The sequence below is a fragment of the Halorubrum sp. SP9 genome (genome assembly GCF_005435015.1).
Classification (GTDB): Archaea; Halobacteriota; Halobacteria; order Halobacteriales; family Haloferacaceae; genus Halorubrum; species Halorubrum sodomense.
The window spans coordinates 1-19,858 of the sequence record NZ_SGXU01000015.1; the positions used below are offsets into that span (position 1 = coordinate 1).

The following is a 19,858-nucleotide window of genomic DNA, read 5'->3' on the forward strand; positions in this document are numbered from 1 at the left end:
GTTCGGCCCCGCTGTCCACCCTCGCGCGTGGTACCGCGAGTTCCGCGAACTCGTGTTGACCGCCACAGTCTACAACCTCGAACAGGCTCTCAAACAGTGATCTCCACGCCGTCTTCGGATTCAACAGAGCAGTTAAGAGTAAGCTCTGCGCGTAACGAGGCCGCAGGACCTCTCGTTGGCCGTTGTCCCGCTGTAATCTGGAATATTGTAACTGGAGGGTTTGGTGTTCTGGATATTCTTCCCTATACCAAGTGTGTCGCTGGAGTGGTGATTCTTGTTATGATTCCCGGAGCGTTTGGGATCGGCTTGATGGCCTTACGCGGTCAGTAAAATAAGTACATCAGGCTCTATTGGACTCCTCATCTGGTGATATGTTCTCGGAGCCGTGCTGACTCCAGGGCGGGGATCTTGTACGGGGCTCGGATTAGTTATGAAGACCGAAATCAACCAAGCAATGCTGAGTTCAGCAGTGACTGTACGTATCACCACGTAGTTTTACAGTCGATGAGGGCATCGAGGTGATCAGCAAAAATGACAAATCTCCTTGCTGATTCTGGCGCTATCGGATTTGTTCTCCTGTCGGCCTTCTTCTTACTGATGGCAGTAATAGCCACCATCCGAACGGAAAAGAAGTATCAGCATTTTCCCACCCAGTTCGAGAAACTCACCAATAGTCCGTGGCAGAGTGACCCACCTGAGCAGCGATTCCCGAAGGGAACCCTCGGGTTCGGCCTTCTCATGGCTGTCATTATGGCTATCTACCCATTCCTCGCCCGCATCCTCACTGACGCCCTTGACATCGACCCGCCGTATCTGCTGCGAATCGCCCCACAGGAAGGTGTCGTCCTACAGATCGTCATCGGCGTCATATTCTGGGCGCCAGCAATCACGCTGGTCACTGCGGGCATTATCAGGTCGGCCTATTACACGCGGGAGTTTCGCCACTTGCTAGAGGGCATCGAGCTCGAATCGACGAAGGATGGGCTCCGGACTTTGATGGAGCTCAACCATGAGTGGTTCTTCCGATCCTTCCAGGAAGCACTCTTCCTGTGGGGGACTACAGCGGGAATCGGTATCTGGTTAGTTCTCTACGCCCGGGACGAACTCACGGTTCGACTTGTCGCGTCGGTGCTGGCCGTACTTGCGCTCGGGACAGGCTTTCTCCTGCCGCTGGTAAAGCTCGCTCGCTGGATTGCTGGCCAGAGTGCCGGCTTCGAAGCAACATTACAAGAAAAGAAGATGGACACGATGTTGGCGTATCTCGGTGAGGCGGATGCCGGCTCAGAGTCGGGGATTCCAGCACAGGAAGCCGAAGCCCTGATTCAGTCGTTACCACCTTCAAGTCCAATTACAATCCTCTGGGAGCAAGTGATCCGGTCGCTGGTCGCGCTTGCCGGTCCTTTCATGAGTTCATTCTCGAAAGCCACCGCCTTTCTCGGTATCGAGATATTTTGAAATCGTAGCTATGTGTCTGGAGGCTCCGCAAATCTATCCAATTTACGTAGGTTGCTGGACTTAACCTCTGTATTCAGCAGACAGTTCCTCTCAGCATCAGAAGATCTCAACGGAGCCGGTGATCTAAAATAGAACCTGGGGGAGGGGGGTGCGTCCAACAAGACGGGAAGGGTGGAAGCCACCTACGCAACGAGTTCGTTACACCGGTAGAAGCAGCGATCAGTTGGAGCCGAGAGCGGAAAGACGCGGTTCGAACTCCTCCTGGAATGCGTCCATCGCATCCACCCCCCATTCGACCAAGTGATTTCGCTGGTCTGCGGTGAGATCGGTGATGGTCCTATCAATATCTTCAGGCTGCTTGATCCGGGATGCTTGTTTCTCAGGTAGACGTTCCCACTCCAACTCGACGCCTAAATTGCTCTCAATATCCGTTCGGTCGCGTTTCAGCGCCTCGAATATCTCCTCGTTGCGTTCCTTATCCGACGTGGAGATGTAGAGCTCGACGGAGAACTCCGGCCCCTGATGGAACACCCAGCCGAATCGGACACCTGAGATACCGGCACTGAACGTCAGATAGTTCCGAGGCCCGGGTTTGAGTTTGTACCAGGCCGGACGTCGCTGCGAGTACGCCTCAACTATCTCGGCGAAGAACTGACGATAGCTGTGCTCGGAGTCGGAAAGCGACTCGGTACTCACCTCGCGTTCCCATTCGTTGGGCTCGACGACGACTTCGAACTCGAACCCACGCTCCTCGGATCCCTCGATACTCACGACACGGGGTCTGATCGCGAAGAACTTCGCACCTTTCGGTCCGGTTTCGTTCAACCATTCGAGGACGCTCCGGTGCTCCGGCCGGAACTCCTCGGCGAGCCACATCGTGAACCCGGCGTTCTTTCCCGACGAGTACGTCAGAAGCTTCCCCAAGTGGTCGTGGTCCGTCCGGTTGTATTGATTCTCGATGACGACGGTCTCGCCCGTGTTCATCTCTCGTGCGACGATGTCGGCCGAGAAGTCGCCGACGGCTTCCTCCGCTCGTGCGTCCTCGATCTCTATCCCCAACTCCGACGCGAGCAGGTCGATGTTCTCTGTCAACCATTGCGTGAAGTCCCGCTCTTCGTTCTCCCACACCGAGCGGAGGTCGTGCTCGTGGATTCGCGAGACGTTTTGCCCCACAGACATGCGTCTTCGGGAGTTTTGATAAAACGTTGTGGGCCGACTATTCTCAAAGCGTCATTCGCTGCGGTCCGTTGCCGGACGCACCCCCCTCCCAGGATTACGCAGTCCTGAGCCGATGAATCCGAATGTCGTATCGGGTACAGCGCGGTTCTGGGATCGTGGCTGGTTATGGGGACACTGGAGCAGCAGTTGAGCGTCTCAGCAGTTTGCCGGACGCACCCCCCTCCATCCCCCGCTGCCACCCAGAGCACAGTAGAACCGGAAGAGAACTGGTGGTGGCTTTCAGGACGCATACCCGTATCTCAGACAGGAAGACATGTAGGACACGGGGGTTTTATGTATGACACCTAAAAACGGGAGCGTATGAAGGCGTTCGGCGACGAGGACACGATCTTCGAGGACATGGACGTCCTCAACCCCAACGAGCAGACGTATCAGCCCGAGTCGCTGCCGGAGCGCGAGGTGGAACTCGATCAGATACACTCCGCCCTCCGTCCAGCGACGATGGGCTCAACGCCGCTCAACCTGATCGTGTACGGGCAGTCCGGGCAGGGGAAGACCGTCGGAATCCGCCTCAAGACCGACCAGCTCCAGGAGTACGCTGACGACTCCGAGATGGACCTCACCGTCGTTCACATCCGTTGTAAGGGCATGGATGGCTCCTACCACGTCCTCACACATCTCGTCAAGCGACTCCGTGAGAAGCGATTCGGGCCCGGTGAGGAGCTGCCAAGCGGTCACCAGCGGAAGACTCTGCTCAATATGGTGATCGAGAACCTAGAGAAGGTCGGCGGGACGGTCATCGTTGTCCTCGACGAGATCGATGCCATCGGCGACGACGACTACATCCTCTACGAACTCCCGCGGTCGAATCCGGACGGCGTCCGTCTCTCGCTCATCGGGATTACGAACGACCTCCAGTTCCGCGAGAACCTCGACGCCGACGTCCGGTCGAGTCTCGGCGAAGACGAGGTTCGCTTCGAGCCCTACGACGCTGATCAGCTCCGCAACATCCTCGCACGGCGTGCCGTCGGTGCCCTCCGGGACACGTATTTCGAGGACGACGTCGAGGACTACCAGCATCTCCGAAGCGAGATCCTGAGCGACGACACGATCCCGCTTGCCGCGGCGCTAGGCGCACAGGATACGGGAGACGCTCGGGAGGCGATCCGGCTGCTGTTCCGTGCGACTCGGTTTGCCGACGATAGGGGCGAGACGACCGTCACAGAAGAGCACGTGCGCGAGGCACGGGACTTCCTGGAGACGAAAGCCATTGAGTCGGGGATTCAGACGCTCCCGAACCAGCGAATGCTCGCGCTCATGGCAGTCACGTATCACGGAATACAGGGCGACACACCTGTGACGACGACGCCGATCTACACTCAGTACAAGACCTTCTGTGAGTACGCCGATGTGAACGTCCTCTCGAACCGGCGGTTCCGTGACCGGCTCAACGATCTCGCTGATACGAACGTGCTCAACAAACGGCAGGGACGGGGTCGTGGCGACGAGAATCAGTATTCGCTGGCGGTCGATCTTAATACGGCGCTCGAGAACCTCCCGAAGGAATCGGAGCGTCTAGGGGATGTCGCAACGGTTCTTCGAGAGCAGGGTGGTGTTGCGGGTAACTAGTCCTCAGACACCACCTCAACAAGACAGATCTAGTGACTAGACAGACTGTTACTCTAACGAGACAGTTTTTTGCTAATACCGAGGAGATTTGTACTGAATGGTGGAGCCGATTTTAAAATGGGCGGGTGGGAAGCGCCAGCTTCTCTCAGAGATTACGGCACTGTTTCCGATCTCATATGAGGCGTATCACGAACCGTTCGTAGGGGGCGGCGCAGTCTTTTTTCAGCAGGATCCTGACGACGGGACGATAAACGATCTAAATACGCGGTTAACAACGTTTTATGAGATCGTCCGAGACCAACCGGACGCCCTCATTTCCGAGAACAAGACACACGAGCATACTGAAGAATACTACTACGACGCTCGGTCGGAGTTCAATGAGTTCCTCACACAGTCGGCTCTGACACAAGACGAGCGGGTCCGAGAGGCAAGCTTACTATTATATCTAAATCGGACGTGTTTCAACGGATTGTATCGGGAGAACAGTGACGGCGAATTTAACGTCTCTTTCGGGCGGTATTCAGATCCAGATTGGGTACAAGAACAGCGGATCCGAAAGGCATCGCGTGTCCTCCAAGACACGGCCGTGTTCAATACGGATTTCAGCTACGTCGTTGATGAGGCTTCTAGGGGCGATCTTGTGTATTTCGATCCGCCGTACGAACCGGTGTCGAAAACTGCGGATTTCAATTCGTACCAAGCAGAGGGATTCGACCGAGAGGATCAACGCCGACTTCGCGATGTCGTGATCGAACTCACGGAAATGGACGTTTCCGTGATCCTCTCTAACTCGCCGCCAATCACGGAGTTATACGAAGACTACGACGTGTTCTCGATCAGATACGTGGATGCTACTCGTGTTATAAATAGCGATGCCAGTAGTCGCGGGGAGGTCTCAGAAGTTCTCATTACAAACGTTCCAGCAGAGGCGCAACGACGAAAGACTCTCTCCGACTTTACAGAGTGAGCCGTCGGAAATCACTCAACGTGGCGTTGAGTCCAGCACGTATTGTTGCTCAGATCCCCGGCCACTCGTCGTGATTTCAGGGAGGCAAACGAGCCACTCGCCAACGGTTCGGGCGCGTCGACGAGTGGTTGAATCCGAGAGATCCGTTTCGGCAGCGAGGATATTCGTAATATCACGTCGGGAGAGAGTACCGTCTTCTTCTAGTTGAGCGTATACACGGGAGATGATCTCGACGTCATGGATCTGCTGTGTGAGGAGGTTATCCGCGGATTCTCGATCGCCACGATCGAGGTACGTGAGGTATTCCTCACCGAGTCGGGTGAGTCCCCAACGACGGATCGTGTGGTTGTCGATTTCGACCTCCTGTTCTTTGTGGAGAAACTGGAGGAGCCACGCGGCGATACCGTAATAATCCGCTTGCCGCGGATTAAACGTGTCTGTATCCCTCTGTCTTCGAACGTATTCTGCGATCTCGGGCTTAATATCCGAACCCGATCCAACCGCCTGGATAACAGTACGTATCACGCTGAAATTGTCTGCCTGTGGCACCTCTAGTGACGGAATAGTATCGGTGCGCTCCGGTTTCTCGAACGCACTCCAGAACGTGGGATCGAGTTCGTATGATTCGTCGTCTGTAACGACGCCGATACTGCTCTCGATCATGATGTCCGTGAGCCGGTCACCGTCGATCAGTCGGATGAAATCTTGGTCTGCGCTTGTCTCGGCTCCAGCAGTGAACGAGGACGTTGTGATCACCGTTCCGATATGATACTGCTGCTCTGAGAGTGCACCTTTAAATCCACGGAGGGTGCGGGCGCCGACGGTGTTTCCAGTAGCATACTGTTTTGCTTGTACGCCGAGCCGGGCATGGAATAGTTCTCGGTCGATGACCGCGTGAATATCGATGCCACCATCGCCACGGAACGGTGTTAGCTCGAGTTCACGAGTTGGCTCTGCCCGCTCGATCACCATTTTACAGAGCTGCTCGAACTGCTCGTGGTCGATCTGTAACCCTTTATCGAGCAGTTCCTCTTTCGCCGTCGATGCTTTCATTCAAGATCGAAGTTTTCACCGCTGAACAAAAATCCTCCTGCCAGAGCAACCAGTACGTTACAGCAGCTGGATCAGTCTTGCGTTGTAAAATCCAGTTCAGAATACTCGTACGTGTAATACTTGATCCCGCTCTCCTCACAGTGCTTCGAAAGCTCTCCCGGCGATACGTCCTTCTCCTCGAAATCACCCAAGAACGCGACTGCCACGTTGTCATCGCCACGCTCCTCAGAGCCTTCCACCACGACGGCCGTGTCCGGATCGCTGTGGCTGGTCTTGACCACCTGATCTCCTGGGACATACGGGTTGTCTGCGAATGCGAGGTTCTCGTGTTTGTACGTCCAGAGCTTGACGTCCTGGTCGTCACAGTACGACGCGAGGATCGCGGGGTGGTAGTCCCGCCACGCACCTGGTCCCTCGTCGAGCGAACTCGGGAACGCGACCCGCACCGCTTCCCCGTCCATTTCGTGTCCGAACGCGCCGGTGTTCTGCTCCGGCGGCAGTACCTCGATGACGATCCCCACTGACGCCTCCGAGTCGCCAGCCTTCACCACCCGATCCCCTGGTGAGAACGGATTCTCCGGCTTCTGATTCATGTGGGCGGTGTTAGGACCGAGGTCGATCAGTTCGTTCATCGGGCGGGCCGCGAGGTGGTCGAGTTTTTCCGGGGACTCGCCCGAGAACGCCTTTTCCGTTTCGACCTTCGATTTCAGCGTCTCGAGTCGCTCCCACCCGAGTAGCATTAGACTGTCCTCGTTGTCCCGATGCCAGACCATTACCACGATGTCGTCGTCGGGATCTCGTTCAACGAGCGACTCGGGAAGGAAGGCCGAGACGTCCCGCGATGACTTCACGTCGACCGTGTAGCCAAAAACCTCGAAGTCATGCCCAGAGAAGCTCTCGGAGTTACACCGCCGGATTGCTTCCTCGTTTTCCCACTCCCACATCTCGACGGGGAGGTACTCGCGACAGAACTGCTCGAACGCGAGCTCGCCGAGGTTCCCGATCCGCTTCACGTCCAGGTCGTCGGCTCCCTGAATGACCGCTTGGTGGTGGGCTCGCTCGTGATCGATTTCGTCCGGGGTGAACCGATACATTAGTTGAGTATCAGACACCGGACAGATATATTTTCAGTATTAAATATCAAATCAAAGAAAGAGAGGGCGAAGGAGCGTCGTGATTCCGGCCCCCGACGAGAGCGGCTGATTAATCGTGAAACCTCGAGCTAGACTAGCCTCGCACGACGAAACCACCAACCACCCAAGGACATTACCCCGACTCCGTCACGTGTATTTCACGAACCGCACGAAGGCGACGACCCCCGTCACGCTGCGTGACGAACTCAAACCCGTCACTGGGGGTTTGCCTTATATACACCCGGCCGCCGTCCTGTCAATTTGCCCCGTCAGAAAACGTGACGGGCGCGACGGGCGCGCGTTCACGCTCGTAACGAATCGTCCTTTCAGGCCTAACACGCTGGAAATCGGACGGCTCAGATCGGGGTCAAATCGTGATTCGCGCTAGCAAACGCGATGAACCTCGAACCAATCGACCCGGAAACAGCCGTAGAACTGTACCTCGCCGATCGCGAAGCTGAGGTGGCCAAAGCAACGCTGTACTCGCACAGCTCTCGTCTCAGTCACTTCGTTCGCTGGTGTGACGAAGAAGAGATAGATAATCTGAACGAGTTGAGTGGCCGGTCGCTCCACGAGTACCGTCTGTGGCGGCGTTGCGAGGGAGATCTCGCACCCGCCACGGAGAAGACCCAGATGGACACGCTACGTGTCTTTATCAATTGGCTCGAAAGCATCGACGCCGTCGTCGACGACCTCCACACGAAGGTGCGGTCGCCCGTGTTACGAGACGGGCAGAACGTCCGTGACGTGATGCTCGAGTCCGATCGTGCTGAAGAGGTTCTCAGCTATCTCGCGAAGTACGAGTACGCTTCTCGACAGCACGTCGTGCTTGCCCTGATGTGGCACACGATGATGCGGACCGGAGCGGTCCACTCGCTCGACGTCGACGACTACGATTCAGACGGGCAGTACATCGCTGTCGTCCATCGGCCCGAGACCGGAACGACGATCAAGAACGGAGTAGATGGAGAGCGACTGATCGCGTTATCGAACGGGGTGTGCGGGCTTATCGACGACTGGATAGCGAATCGGCGGCCCGATGTTGACGACGAGTTCGGCAGGCGGCCGCTCGTGTCGACATCGAACGGACGCGCGCATCGATCGACGCTTCGAGGTGATTGTTACAGGTACACAAGGCCCTGTATTTCCACTGGAGAGTGTCCACACGACCGTGATCCGGATGATTGCGGCGCGATGGTGTATACTGCCGCATTCGACTGCCCCTCAAGCGTGAGTCCACACGCTCTCCGGCGTGGTGGGATCACTCACCACCTGAATAACGATGTTCCGAAAGATGTCGTCAGCGATCGTGCGAACGTGACGCCAGGTGTTCTAGATGAACACTACGACCGCCGGAGCCAGCGCAAAAGGATGGAACAACGACGAGGGTTTCTGGACAATATTTAAATTTTCTCATCAATATAGTACTAATATCTAATATTTAGACTAAAGTAGTCAAAGATGTGAGTATATTCAGTTTGTGCTGTCATTTCCGTTACATCTAACCAGAAATTCTGCTACCGTACGTCCACTAAGTTTGTTCTCAATCGTCAGGGGCATTTCTGAGATAGGTCCCATGTTGTCCAATCTAGTATGTGTCAATTTGAGCTTCATGCTGAAACTTGGGAGGCGCCCAGGATATGTTATGACCCGGTCAGTGTCAAAGTTCAACGGGTCTCGGTCTTGTACACTTATGATATATGTTTCAGTATCGATATCGAATCCAAGACAAATCTCTTCCCGATATTCTGGCATAGAAAATTCCAGTTCTATCTCTGCTGTATCATCTTCATCTAAGTACGGCTCACTAACATATATGATATTATCCTCACCGTGTTCGCTGACGCATTTTTCCACCCCGTCTTGTGAGTATCTGGAAAGGTCAATCTCTGGGACCAGTTTTCGTCTAGCAAATAGCCAAATAATTGCTATGAACACAGATACAATAATTGCGACGAGCTTCCAGCTTACCAATATCACTGGAACAGTATATTCGTAATTTATATAATTCACAATCGCAGCGGTAGTGGCAATGACAATTGGGACCCGATCAGGGGTCCCTGATTCAAGAAGTCGGTAAAATTGTCTCTTCAAGAAAAACATCAGCCAAAGTATATAGCGTCAGTTTCAAACCGCTGTAGTACAGCGATAGCGTCCTGATCAAATTCCGGATAGTTTTTTAATTTCTGTAGAGGACTCGTAGATCCGCCTTCAGGTATTGTTAGTCGGCCGTCAGAGTATGTTGTAGAGACTTTACGAGACTTTCCCTCTTGTGCCTCGTATTCTATTTGTATTTCAGCCCTTCTAATTGGTATTCTACCCACTAAATTTTCATCATTTTCTTCCCTAAATTCATTCCAGTCATTCTCCGACTCAAAATTGTGCTTATCACCATCGTACTCAACCGTAATTGAGTACCAGCGGTTACTCATTACAAAATTCCATATACCTACGTTAGTGATACTCAAATTTGGCAAAATGGATATATCCGTCGCCAAGGCAGATCTCAGATGTTTTAAAACCTCATTTGACAAGTCCGATCGGCCATTTGGATGGAGTATCAATAGGCCAGAGTCAAGACGCATAAGAACACTCATCGGATGTTCAAGAGAGTCTCCACTCTTCGCCTCATATCTGTAATCAAAATCGAATTTTATGACTGACTGACCGGAGTACGGATATCTACTGAAGAGCGGTTTTTCCTCAGAGTCTGTTACTTTATTATGGTATATTCGTGGCCCAGAGAGTTCAGCAAGCGCTTCGCGCCAGCGCTTGGTTCGTGGGTTAACTCTCCGGACGCTACTCATTATCTCTTATATCCTATTACTCGCAGCTTGTAGTGGCTTTCGGAACATCTGAGATCATACAAGCTCATAGATTCCAAGCAGAATGTGGTTCATCTCTTAATTCAGCCATTCGTTTCCTCAGCTCCTCTGAGATCTTGTCGATTGATGCGCCTTGATGATCTAATACTGTATACAAGTCGTCAAAGAACTTATATTCCGGATACTTTTTAGTTTTTGTGAGTCCATCCCAGTGAGATTTTAATTCTGCTAAACGGCTAAGAAGCAAGTTTGACATAGCTACCCTCCGAATGTTATTTGATCTATTAATCTCTTTAGCAACTTTAATATGGACTTTGTTGGTTTGAACATCAGCAACCATGAGATGATCATCGATATTAAACACTCCCTCAATAGCGTCGAATTGTTTGTTTTTTAAAATTGCTTGTAAAATTGGGGGTGCCTCACGCAGGTGTGGCGTATCTTCAATTGAACTACTTCCACCCCAGATATCATCATCTCCGGAGATCTCGGCGTCGGTCAATGAATTTATTTTAAGATCAATTTTATTTGATGGTTTATTACCATAGAACTGTTTCTTGAATATCCACAACAGGAAGTCTTTCTCGAAACAAATTTCGTTGATTCTTGGTGTTGATCCTGATGAGCCTCCGTCTGTTTGTTCTGGGTTAGGACTTTCGCGTAATATTTGTGTGACATAATCAATCGCTTCACTCGAATCACTTTCAGAGCCTCTAAAGAACATATATTCAGGATGAATCCAGTACAAGTCAGCATCATTTACTATTGGATGTTTTACCTTGGTGAGTTCATCCGATTCAGGTGGATAAGCTTCAATTTCTTCTTCCTCTTCGTAGAGAACTCGATATCCGATTAGGTCATCGGCGACAGATTGTAGCGTCTCGCTATTGATGCTCTCATCATCCCGGATGTAATCTCGAAGTGTAAGGCGTTCCAGCCCGCGATTTGAACCTCTATATGTTCGACTAAATTCTCCCAGCTCTTCAAATAGAATCCTCTCTGCGTCATACATCTTTGACCATTCGACCGATGCGCTTGACATATCAACGCGGAATATACCGTTGAAAATCAAGTAACCTTGATAATCGAATCCATTGACACTCGACTGCGTCATTATTTTAGTTTAAATTACATTCTCTATTATAAATATCTGACCATAGAAATCATTGATTATTCTATGCTTTTCAGGGGTTCGGGATGGTTTGAATTTCGTATATTTTCGTATTCAGGAGTCAATAGCAACGAATGTATCACCTTTCAGTAGCAATATGTTTAGAAGTTGCTTTCTGCGCTCGGTTGTGACGGCCAACAATCCGTAATAACCGGCTGAGCATAGGCTTCAATAGGGAATCGGAGGAGAATCGTTTTCGGACACCCACCCGAAACGGTTCGTACCTAAATTCCTAACAAGATCACTCACTGGTAAGGTGGGCAGTGACTCAGTAATCAGTTTTGAGAACTAATGTCTTAGATTGAAAAAGAACTGATTTAGATCGTATGTCATATGCTGGACAAAGTGAGGGACAAAACAGAGTCCCTTGTACGGAAGGCGGCTGACTCCGACGATCCGGTCCTCATCGAGTCGCCGCCTGCAAGCGGGAAGACGTGGAATGCAGTCCAACTCGCAGCTAACACGGAACACAAAGTAACATATCTTGCCGGACGGGTCGACCTGTATGAACAGGCAAAGACGATTGCGAGGGAAGACGCTAGCCTAACGGTTGAAACGATCCCCAGCCCACATCGAGACTGCCCGACATTCCAGGGAGAAAACGATGGGGACACAGACCGGGTACATCAGTTATATCAGAAGGGGATCCGGGCTAGAGACATCCATTTTGAAGGGTGGGATAGGGTATACACACCCTGCCAAACTCCCGATCAAAAGTGCCCATATATCGCTGGCCTCGACCGTCTTCGAACCGACACAGGCTACGAAGATATGGACATTAATGACGTCGACCTTCTAGTCGGGAACCACCAACACGCGTATCGTGAAAGCTATCTAGAAGACAGGGTCGTCATATTTGACGAATTTAATCCCGATCCGTTTGTTCAGCGATACCCGTCAGAAGATACTACGAGTCAGGTGCGAGACGCCCCAAGTGAAGTAATAAGTGAATTTCTGGAAACGGTTGAGAACTTTCCATTTGACGACCTCACCGACATCATCGAAGCGCGGGGAGCCGATGATCCATCGGTGAAGGAAGCGATAGAGTGGTTTGAGCAATACGATGCGAATGCGAGTGCCGGGAAAGAAATCATGGCACCCAGCACTCGACAATATGATGCGTCTCATACTTCTGCCCCACTGCTGACTCTGGGCCTCCTCATTGCGGAAAGGATTGGTCCAGGAATAGAGTTGGCAGATGATAACGAGGTCTGGGAAAACACCGGGGTCGATACGGGAACACGATGTCTGCGCGATCGAAATACGAACCAAATGCTCGTATTGAGCCCCCCGCCGCTGGATACAGCATCTCAAGTAATCGGGATGGATGCATTGCCGACGAAGAAGCTCTGGGAGACAGTGTTCAATACGGAGTTCGAACTGAAACAGGTTCTCGAACGGAAGGAACTAGATCGCTATCTCAGGGAGGGTCTCGGTTTTCAACTCATCCAGCTGGCAGACGGGATGAATCACTATTCTGGTGGGAGCATCTCTCAGAAGGACGATGCTCGCTTTTACGCAGTTCGCCTAATAGAGGATGAGAAGTTCCCAATCATCACGAGAAAGAAAGCACTTGAACGATACCGTAATCAGGCGTGGTTCAAACGGTGCGTTAAACCCCGCAATAGGATAGATGCCGAAATATCTCTTAGTAAGGAGAAAACTCATGCAGGCCAGCACTATGCGACAGTACTCAGCTCAAACGTGTTTCAAGCCGAAAATCTGGGCGTCGTCTCCGGAAGCCCCTATCCGAACGACGACATCATTAGGCGATGGGCAGGTCTATGCGGAGAATCAACCCAAGCGATCCGCACTAACGGCACACTGGATGGTTTTGAGGGCTTCGGGGAGCAAGTCTATCGGCATTTTACTCATCACCAAGTCTTCCAAGCAATTCTTCGATTCGGGCGGGATCTACCACCTGATAAGGAGGGTGATGTTCGTGTATACATTAACACGCAGGCGACACCCCGATGGTTGACTTCAATAAACGATCTGGACGTCAAAAAACGGAAGAGTGACCCCAAGCGCGTGTTGGTTCTAGAAGAACTGATCCGGGCGAAACGCGATAAGAATAGCTTGAATCAGCAGACAGTCGGAACACTTCGTGAACGACTTGCGCAAATATCTGAATCTGGTACACCGAGAGATGGTATCAGTGAGGTGTCGGAGAAGCATATCCGAAATACACTAGAATCGGAAGAGTTTGCGAAGGTAATCGACGCCGAACGCAATGCCGGCGCAGGGGGTGCAGACCTGTACGAATGGAATGGGGAGGAATACCTACACCAGAATCCGTACGTAGAAGAGGTAGACACCCTATTAGCGCAGGAATCGTCAGCGTATTTCCTCAGACTGAATCGCTAGTCAACATAGTGTGGTAACTCTTCAGATCTAACGAACTCTATACTGAGTAGACCTACGTCAAGTAACTATGTACTACAAGGGCCTCAACGGGCGGCCGCAAATTTCGAAGGACGACCACAGCGGTTGATCGGCAGAGCATCCGGAACAGGATGATCGGTGAGTAGCTGCGGCAGCTGATCAGCGATACATCGGCACAGGATGATCGGTGAGTAGCACATATCTAGATCAGAGGGAGCGTTAGAGGAGTTTATAGAGTTGGATGGGTGGTGACGATCCTTGACTCGAGTCACTACCCTGAAAAACAGCCAGCGTAGGACGAATGATCCGATTCAGTGTTGGATCAAAGGGCGTCGACGCGGCATTTATGTTCTTGAATGGGTGGTGACGATTTCAGATCTTGAGTCGCTGACCTACACAGGTCGCCGACAAAGGGCTGAAAAACAGCCCATGACCACGGATCGAAGGCCTCCACGAGGAGTTTATTTCCTTGAATGGGTGCCGTCTCAGGGTCGAGTTGAGTCACCTCGTGAGACGTTCATGATGGAAATCTAAACACAGAACGTAGAGTAGCAACACGAACAAACTCCTCGCGTCGCGGAGTTCGTCCAGCGACGACGTACTTCTCCACAAATGCTCCCCACAATCCAGCTAGTCGCATCGCTCTCCAACGAAATCTCTTCGGAGGTGTCGCGCAATGAATAGCAACGTTGACGTCGATCTCGAAGACTTCATCGAGGAGATCAGAGGGCTCGAGTCGCTCGAGCCATCTGAAGGCGTAGACCGCTACCTCAAGCACCGAGGCGATGAGATTACGCCGAACACAAAGGAAGAATATGAAGCGGAGTTGAGACTCTTCGAAGCGTTCTGCGAACGGAATGGGATTGACGATCTAAACGATCTCTCCGGGCGTGACCTCGACGACTATCGTAACTGGCGGCGCGATGAGTCGGCCGAAGGAGGTCCGCTCTCCACGAAGACGATGCGCGACGTAATGTATCTTCTACGCAACTTCGTCGAATACCTCGTCTCGATCGACGCAGTGCCCGCCGACCTGCCGGGCAAAGTGACGATTCCGGAGCTGAAGGACGGCGACGGAGTGAGGGATACGGAGTTGGATCCCGAGCGTTTCAATCGAATCGTCGATTACCTAGGGAAACACGAATACGCGTCGCGTGAGCACGTGGTCTGGCTCCTTTTCGGAGCAACCGGCCGACGTCTCGGTGGGATCCATTCGCTGGACCTGTGTGACCTGAATCTGGACGACGACGACCCGTACATCGAGTTCCGCCACGATCCACCAGAAACACGTCTCAAAAACGCAGGGCGGAGCGAAGGACCGACCAACATCGATCAGGAGGTAGTCGAAGTTCTCGAAGATTACATCAAGCACAACAGGCGCGAAGTCAAAACCGACAGTGGCCGAGAACCACTTCTAACGACGCATAGTGGCCGAATCTCGAAGCCGACGATTCGGACGTACATCTACAAATGGAGTCGTCCATGTGTAGTCGGTGAAGGGTGTCCTCACGGCTCCGAACCGCAGGAGTGCGAAGCAGCGCAGGAGCGTGATACAGCGCCGAAGTGCCCATCGTCACGGTCGCCGCACACGATCCGCCACACGTATCTGACTCAAAAGCGGCGCGATGGGGTTCCGAAGGGGATCCTGAGCGACCGATGTGACGTCAGTGAGGAAGTACTCGACAAACACTACGACGAGCGCACCCCAGAAGAAAAGCTGGAACGACGGCGCAAGGTTCTAGAGGAACTTCGTGATGACAGCGGAGGTGATCTGCTGTGAGTCTACGTTCTGCGGTGAAAGGTCTCCTAGGATCCTCTCAGGGTCGGATCTGGGACAAGAGCCATATAAGACGTCGGATACGGTGGGCGTTGGGGCAGCGCATCCGACCTACTATATCAGCGGTGGTCCAAAACTTAAAAGGTGAGATACTGTTCTCGCTCGTCGTCTCCGCGCTCACGATGGCTATGAGTGCCGATCAAGCGGGAATATCTGACTTCTCCGAACATGAGATTACCTCGGATCGAAAAGGGATCATCTACGCACGAGTTAGTAGCAACAAACAGGCCAAAGAAGGAGATAGTCTAGATAATCAGGTCTCTCGTCTTAGAGAGGTAGCAGATGAACTAGATATCGTTCTGGCAGGAGAACCGATCATAGACGACGGAGAAACGGGAACTAATTTCGACCGTGATGGGATCCAGAGGGTTTTCCGGATGGCTCAACAGGATGATGTCGAGTATCTGCTAAGTCAGAACATCGACCGAATAGGTCGTAGTGCCGCGGAGACACTGTACTTCCTCCATATCCTTCAGAGTGAGTGTGAGGTGAAACTGATCACGACTTCTGGAGAGAAGGACTTGGAGACTATCGAGGGACTGATGCACACTACGCTCATGTCGCTACTATCGGAGGTATCGAACGAAATTCGAACCTCAAAAGCCCAAAGCACGAAGATCAGGAACTTCCTTGAAAAGAAACAGTGGAGCTCTATCTACCCCGCCGCGCCCTTCGGATACACTACGACAGAGGACGGGTGGTTAAAGAAGGATCCCGAAAATAGTCAGATCGTCGGTGAGATGTTCGCAGAGTTCCGTGATTGCGAGAATTACAAGGAAACTAGGAGGCGAATCAACAATGAGTACGGGAATGTCCTTGATGGACATCGCGTTAAAACCCTCCTTCAAAACTACGTCTACGTCGGAGCACCTCGGATCCCCGAGAGCTGGATGAGTGATACCGAGATGGATGGGATCGTGGAAGACAAAGATCTCGAGATCGTTGATCAGGAGGACTTCATCAAGGTACAAGATATCATCCAGAGAAAGAACAGGAAACACTCCACTGACGAAGATACGAAGGATGTGATTGACTTCATCGAAGAGTTCGATCTCTTCACCGTAATCCAATGCAGTGATCCTGCAACACTGCTCTGTGACTGCGGTTGTAGCATGGTCAAAGATGGACAGCGTGATCTCAAGGGAGACATCAAAACACACGAGTACTACTGCCCCGAGTGCGACGAGTATCGAAAATGGCCGCGAGAAAACGAATACGATCGCATGGAGGTCGTGTATACAGTTCTCAATGCGGGTAACGATCTTCTCCAAGACGGCAGCAGCTTCGTCAAATATCTAAAATAAAGGGCATCCTCCCGACGTGTACATCCCTCTAGCCATAGCTATCCAAGTAGTCGCAATACCTCCTTTTCATTCTCTGGGCAGTACGTTCTTTTCTCGAGCGCGGCATCTTCTCAATCTTACCGCCGCCGTTTCTGAACCGTAATCGAATCTTCTCTACCTTCTCAAAGAGTTCGTCGTCAATAATCCGATACTCAGGGACTTGCTCGGATACGGTGCCGAGCTCGTAGCGACCCCTGTACAGTTCTGTTCGAAGAACATCGCCAACAGCGCGAGGCGTCCAGTTACCTCCTGATCGCGTTTGTAATCCAGACTTATTCAGCCAATCAGCGACCTCCGGCATCGACTGCCCACGCGTATACCGAAGAAATATCGTTCGGACGATGTCAGCGTCCTCCGAAACGATTCGGAGACGTCCACTCTCCGCCACGACGTATCCGAGGGGTGGATTGTCGTTCGGCCACTTGTATTCCACCGCCAGCGCATGGAGCCCCATTTTGGTACGCTGTTGGATCATGTCTCGTTCGAATTCAGCTGCGCTGGCGATGTTTCGGAAATTGAATCGTCCCGACGCCGTTGTCGTATCGATTTGCTCAGTAATACTGTAAAGACCGACATCATACTGTCTCAGCTTGGATTCCAACTGTACTGCGTGCATGAGACTTCGAGAGAACCGGTCGAGTTTCCAAAACACGACAACGTCGAAGGCTTGCTTCTCTGCGGCTCTGAGCATCGATTGAAACATCGGTCTGTCCGGGTCTTTTCCGCTCTCTGCTTCATCACGGAATACGAAAACGACCTCCCAGTCGAGCATCTGACACCGTTCGATGGATAGCCGAACTTGCTCATTTAGAGAATGACCAAAGGACTGCTTTGCCGATGAAGTACGGGCATACACCGCTGCTCGGATATCTTCCTGTTCATCGTCTCCGTACAGACGATCTCGATCCGAAATCTGATCCATCATAGCTGCTCCAGTCTCCGAATATCGCTCACACGTTGGCGAACAGTTTCAGCCGAAATGCCCCCAGCCTCAGCTACCTGTCGTTGTGTCCGAGCGCTTGTTAGATACACAGCAGCCGAGGCAACACCGATCGGACTCTTACCGATCAGTTCAGTAGAACCAGATGTGCTCTCAAGGAGATTTGTTGCCGAGGTACACTCACTATCGGAGAGATTCAGTTCGGACGAGAGAAACGGGATGTACTCATCACCACCCGAAGGAAATACTTCAACATCGACTGAATCCCGTATTGCCTTCTGACTCGAATTGAACGCTGTCTTGGTAACAGATACAGCATCGATAAGTCGAGACCTCGGTATCGGTTCGTGGACCTTCTGTGCGGCAAGAGATAGACATACAGCGACGAAACAGTCCGTGTCCCGCCCATCAGTCGTTCCGGAACAAAATGCCTTACAGTAAATCTCAACGGTCTCTTCGCGGACCGGTTGCGAGACCATGAAGTCCGCGGATAGCTTCTCCAAGCTTTCGAAGGCACGTGCAAGTTGTTCTTCCGTAGAATCTCGGACACGACAGAAAGATAGCCAGTTCGGGTCGTTGGACTCATTGACTATTTGTTTCGGTGCCTTCCACTCCGGGGTCGCGGGATTCTGCCGATCACGAATGACAAAGCCACAATTCTGGCAGAGACCATCGAAACCGTGCTTATCGACCTCGACACTAGCTGATTCACACGCTGGGCAGCTGATCGTAGATTGTTCCATAGAGCTCATTACCGGATCTCATCCCGAACTTGCTGGGATAGACTGGGATCTGACAGAGTGACTAGTTGACCACTATCTGCGCAGGTAGGGCACAATCTGTCCCCGTCCCTAGACAGATGTGCAAACTCCCACTCGGCGCGTGTCCCGCATTGGTCACAGGACCAGTCGTAGACTCCGTATTCTTGACAAAGGTCCGGATAACGTTTCGCGAGGCTCGGTGTGAGCTTTGCATCGTACGCGTCGAGGTACTCAAGAAGGGGCTTCCGCGGATACTCCTCGAATCCGGGGAGGAGTCCTTCCGGCGAGCTGTCCTGATGCCGGCGTTCACCCTTCCCGCATCGTTCTCGGAAGGCGCAGAAGTCACACTCCCAGCCGAACCGTGAGACCGCCGGCGGAAGCTCGTCAGCGAGCCGGTACTCCGTATGCTCTGACGCCCACTCGACAACCGTCGACTGCCAGAACTGCTCATCGAACTCGACATTGAAAACCTCGAGATCGAACGAATCTCTGGCCCCATAGATCAAGCACCCACGCTTCACGTTGACGTCGTACTTCTCCGAGAGGCCAACCATGTAGGCGTACAGTTGCGCCTTGTGGTGCTCGTTCGGCTCGTCGAGATACTCGAGGGAGTTCTTCGTCTTCACCTCCGTCGGTAGTACGGGCGTGCCGTCGGCGTCGACGACGACCGGGTCGGTCGACCCCTTCACCACGAGATCGCCGGCGTCGCTCTCAATCTCGAAATCGACGTATAATGAATTCGTGACAAACAGGCCGTCGTCGGCGACAGTATCGCGTAGGTACGGGAGGACAATATCTTCCTCAAAGCGAGAACCGACCCACAAGATGCCGTGAGCCATCTCGCTCTCTGCTGGTGCGTTCTCTTTCCGGTAGACCAGCTTTCTGTGGCACTGCAGCAAGCTGCTGGGCGTGTGCTTCTCGGGAGGTGGTACGGGGCTCGGATCGTTGTAGTACGCCCGGCCCTCCTCGATGTTCTTTCGCTCTTCAGTCGTCTGTCGCCATACACGGAAGCTTCTCGAGTCGATCCCAGCTAGTGCCGTGGCTGGTCCGGTCTCCACTGATGTGGATGACTGAAGAGTTCCGTTTCGCCGATGAGGTTGGGATTCCACTATACTTCCTACGTGGGAACCAACATAACGCTTCCGTTAGTGGAATAAATAGATTTAGCCCCTCACGTCAC

At 52.5% G+C, this 19,858-nt stretch carries 16 protein-coding genes and 2 pseudogenes; 8 read left to right on the plus strand and 10 right to left on the minus strand.

Features of this window, described 5'->3' with window-relative positions:
• Positions 1–100 (plus strand): annotated as a pseudogene (locus EXE45_RS21290) (IS5/IS1182 family transposase); the annotation flags it as partial.
• A 431-nt stretch (positions 101–531) separates the two neighbouring features.
• Complete coding sequence (locus tag EXE45_RS10235) at positions 532–1,455, plus strand: hypothetical protein (RefSeq protein WP_137694259.1); 924 nt, start codon at positions 532–534, stop codon at positions 1,453–1,455.
• 219 nt (positions 1,456–1,674) lie between these two features.
• Here the strand turns inward: EXE45_RS10235 and EXE45_RS10240 are convergent, their stop codons facing one another.
• Entirely contained in the window at positions 1,675–2,628 is a 954-nt protein-coding gene (locus EXE45_RS10240) for a DUF4268 domain-containing protein (protein ID WP_137694260.1), read from the minus strand.
• Positions 2,629–2,994: 366 nt separating this feature from the next.
• Here EXE45_RS10240 and EXE45_RS10245 point away from each other — a divergent pair, with 366 nt between their 5' ends.
• Together EXE45_RS10245 and EXE45_RS10250 are read left to right on the plus strand one after the other, a co-directional pair.
• Complete coding sequence (locus EXE45_RS10245) at positions 2,995–4,263, plus strand: Cdc6/Cdc18 family protein (RefSeq protein WP_092919576.1); 1,269 nt, start codon at positions 2,995–2,997, stop codon at positions 4,261–4,263.
• A 97-nt stretch (positions 4,264–4,360) separates the two neighbouring features.
• Positions 4,361–5,230: a DNA adenine methylase gene (locus EXE45_RS10250; RefSeq protein ID WP_092919572.1), complete on the plus strand. Its 870-nt coding sequence runs from the start codon at positions 4,361–4,363 to the stop codon at positions 5,228–5,230.
• Positions 5,231–5,245: 15 nt separating this feature from the next.
• Here EXE45_RS10250 and EXE45_RS10255 read toward each other — a convergent pair whose 3' ends face one another.
• Together EXE45_RS10255 and EXE45_RS10260 are read right to left on the minus strand one after the other, a co-directional pair.
• Positions 5,246–6,283: a restriction endonuclease gene (locus EXE45_RS10255; protein ID WP_137694261.1), complete on the minus strand. Its 1,038-nt coding sequence runs from the start codon at positions 6,281–6,283 to the stop codon at positions 5,246–5,248.
• Positions 6,284–6,354: 71 nt separating this feature from the next.
• Positions 6,355–7,377 carry a hypothetical protein gene (locus EXE45_RS10260; RefSeq protein WP_092919568.1) on the minus strand — a complete coding sequence of 341 codons (1,023 nt, stop codon included), beginning with the start codon at positions 7,375–7,377 and terminating at the stop codon, positions 6,355–6,357.
• Between the two features lie 435 nt (positions 7,378–7,812).
• On the opposite strand from EXE45_RS10260, the gene EXE45_RS10265 reads away from it, so the two are divergent.
• Positions 7,813–8,823 carry a site-specific integrase gene (locus EXE45_RS10265; protein WP_137694262.1) on the plus strand — a complete coding sequence of 337 codons (1,011 nt, stop codon included), beginning with the start codon at positions 7,813–7,815 and terminating at the stop codon, positions 8,821–8,823.
• A gap of 66 nt (positions 8,824–8,889) precedes the next feature.
• Here the strand turns inward: EXE45_RS10265 and EXE45_RS10270 are convergent, their stop codons facing one another.
• The 3 genes from EXE45_RS10270 to EXE45_RS10280 form a co-directional block, all read right to left on the minus strand.
• Positions 8,890–9,519: a hypothetical protein gene (locus EXE45_RS10270; protein WP_137694263.1), complete on the minus strand. Its 630-nt coding sequence runs from the start codon at positions 9,517–9,519 to the stop codon at positions 8,890–8,892.
• Positions 9,519–10,223 carry a hypothetical protein gene (locus EXE45_RS10275; protein WP_137694264.1) on the minus strand — a complete coding sequence of 235 codons (705 nt, stop codon included), beginning with the start codon at positions 10,221–10,223 and terminating at the stop codon, positions 9,519–9,521. Before EXE45_RS10275 ends, EXE45_RS10270 begins: the two co-directional genes overlap by 1 nt.
• Positions 10,224–10,287: 64 nt before the next feature.
• Positions 10,288–11,355 (minus strand): hypothetical protein, encoded by a 1,068-nt coding sequence (locus tag EXE45_RS10280; protein WP_137694265.1) that lies wholly within the window; start codon positions 11,353–11,355, stop codon positions 10,288–10,290.
• A gap of 390 nt (positions 11,356–11,745) precedes the next feature.
• Here EXE45_RS10280 and EXE45_RS10285 point away from each other — a divergent pair, with 390 nt between their 5' ends.
• From EXE45_RS10285 to EXE45_RS10295, 3 genes are all read left to right on the plus strand, one after another.
• The gene (locus EXE45_RS10285; protein ID WP_137694266.1) at positions 11,746–13,779 is read left to right on the plus strand and encodes a hypothetical protein; all 2,034 of its coding nucleotides are present in this window, start codon (positions 11,746–11,748) and stop codon (positions 13,777–13,779) included.
• A gap of 694 nt (positions 13,780–14,473) precedes the next feature.
• Positions 14,474–15,577: a site-specific integrase gene (locus EXE45_RS10290; RefSeq protein WP_137694267.1), complete on the plus strand. Its 1,104-nt coding sequence runs from the start codon at positions 14,474–14,476 to the stop codon at positions 15,575–15,577.
• 89 nt (positions 15,578–15,666) lie between these two features.
• Positions 15,667–16,938, plus strand: coding sequence for a recombinase family protein (locus tag EXE45_RS10295; RefSeq protein ID WP_137694268.1), 1,272 nt, complete (start codon positions 15,667–15,669; stop codon positions 16,936–16,938).
• Between the two features lie 28 nt (positions 16,939–16,966).
• On the opposite strand, the gene EXE45_RS10300 is transcribed toward EXE45_RS10295, so the two are convergent.
• The 4 genes and pseudogenes from EXE45_RS10300 to EXE45_RS10310 form a co-directional block, all read right to left on the minus strand.
• Positions 16,967–17,902, minus strand: coding sequence for a recombinase family protein (locus EXE45_RS10300; protein WP_199233615.1), 936 nt, complete (start codon positions 17,900–17,902; stop codon positions 16,967–16,969).
• Positions 17,899–18,396 carry a hypothetical protein gene (locus EXE45_RS20735; protein ID WP_206750468.1) on the minus strand — a complete coding sequence of 166 codons (498 nt, stop codon included), beginning with the start codon at positions 18,394–18,396 and terminating at the stop codon, positions 17,899–17,901. Before EXE45_RS20735 ends, EXE45_RS10300 begins: the two co-directional genes overlap by 4 nt.
• Positions 18,397–18,531: 135 nt before the next feature.
• Positions 18,532–18,669, minus strand: a pseudogene (locus EXE45_RS22015) (hypothetical protein); the annotation flags it as partial.
• Positions 18,669–19,787: a PD-(D/E)XK nuclease family protein gene (locus tag EXE45_RS10310; RefSeq protein ID WP_241989461.1), complete on the minus strand. Its 1,119-nt coding sequence runs from the start codon at positions 19,785–19,787 to the stop codon at positions 18,669–18,671. The gene EXE45_RS10310 and the pseudogene EXE45_RS22015, both read right to left, overlap by 1 nt.
• Positions 19,788–19,858: the final 71 nt, after the last annotated feature.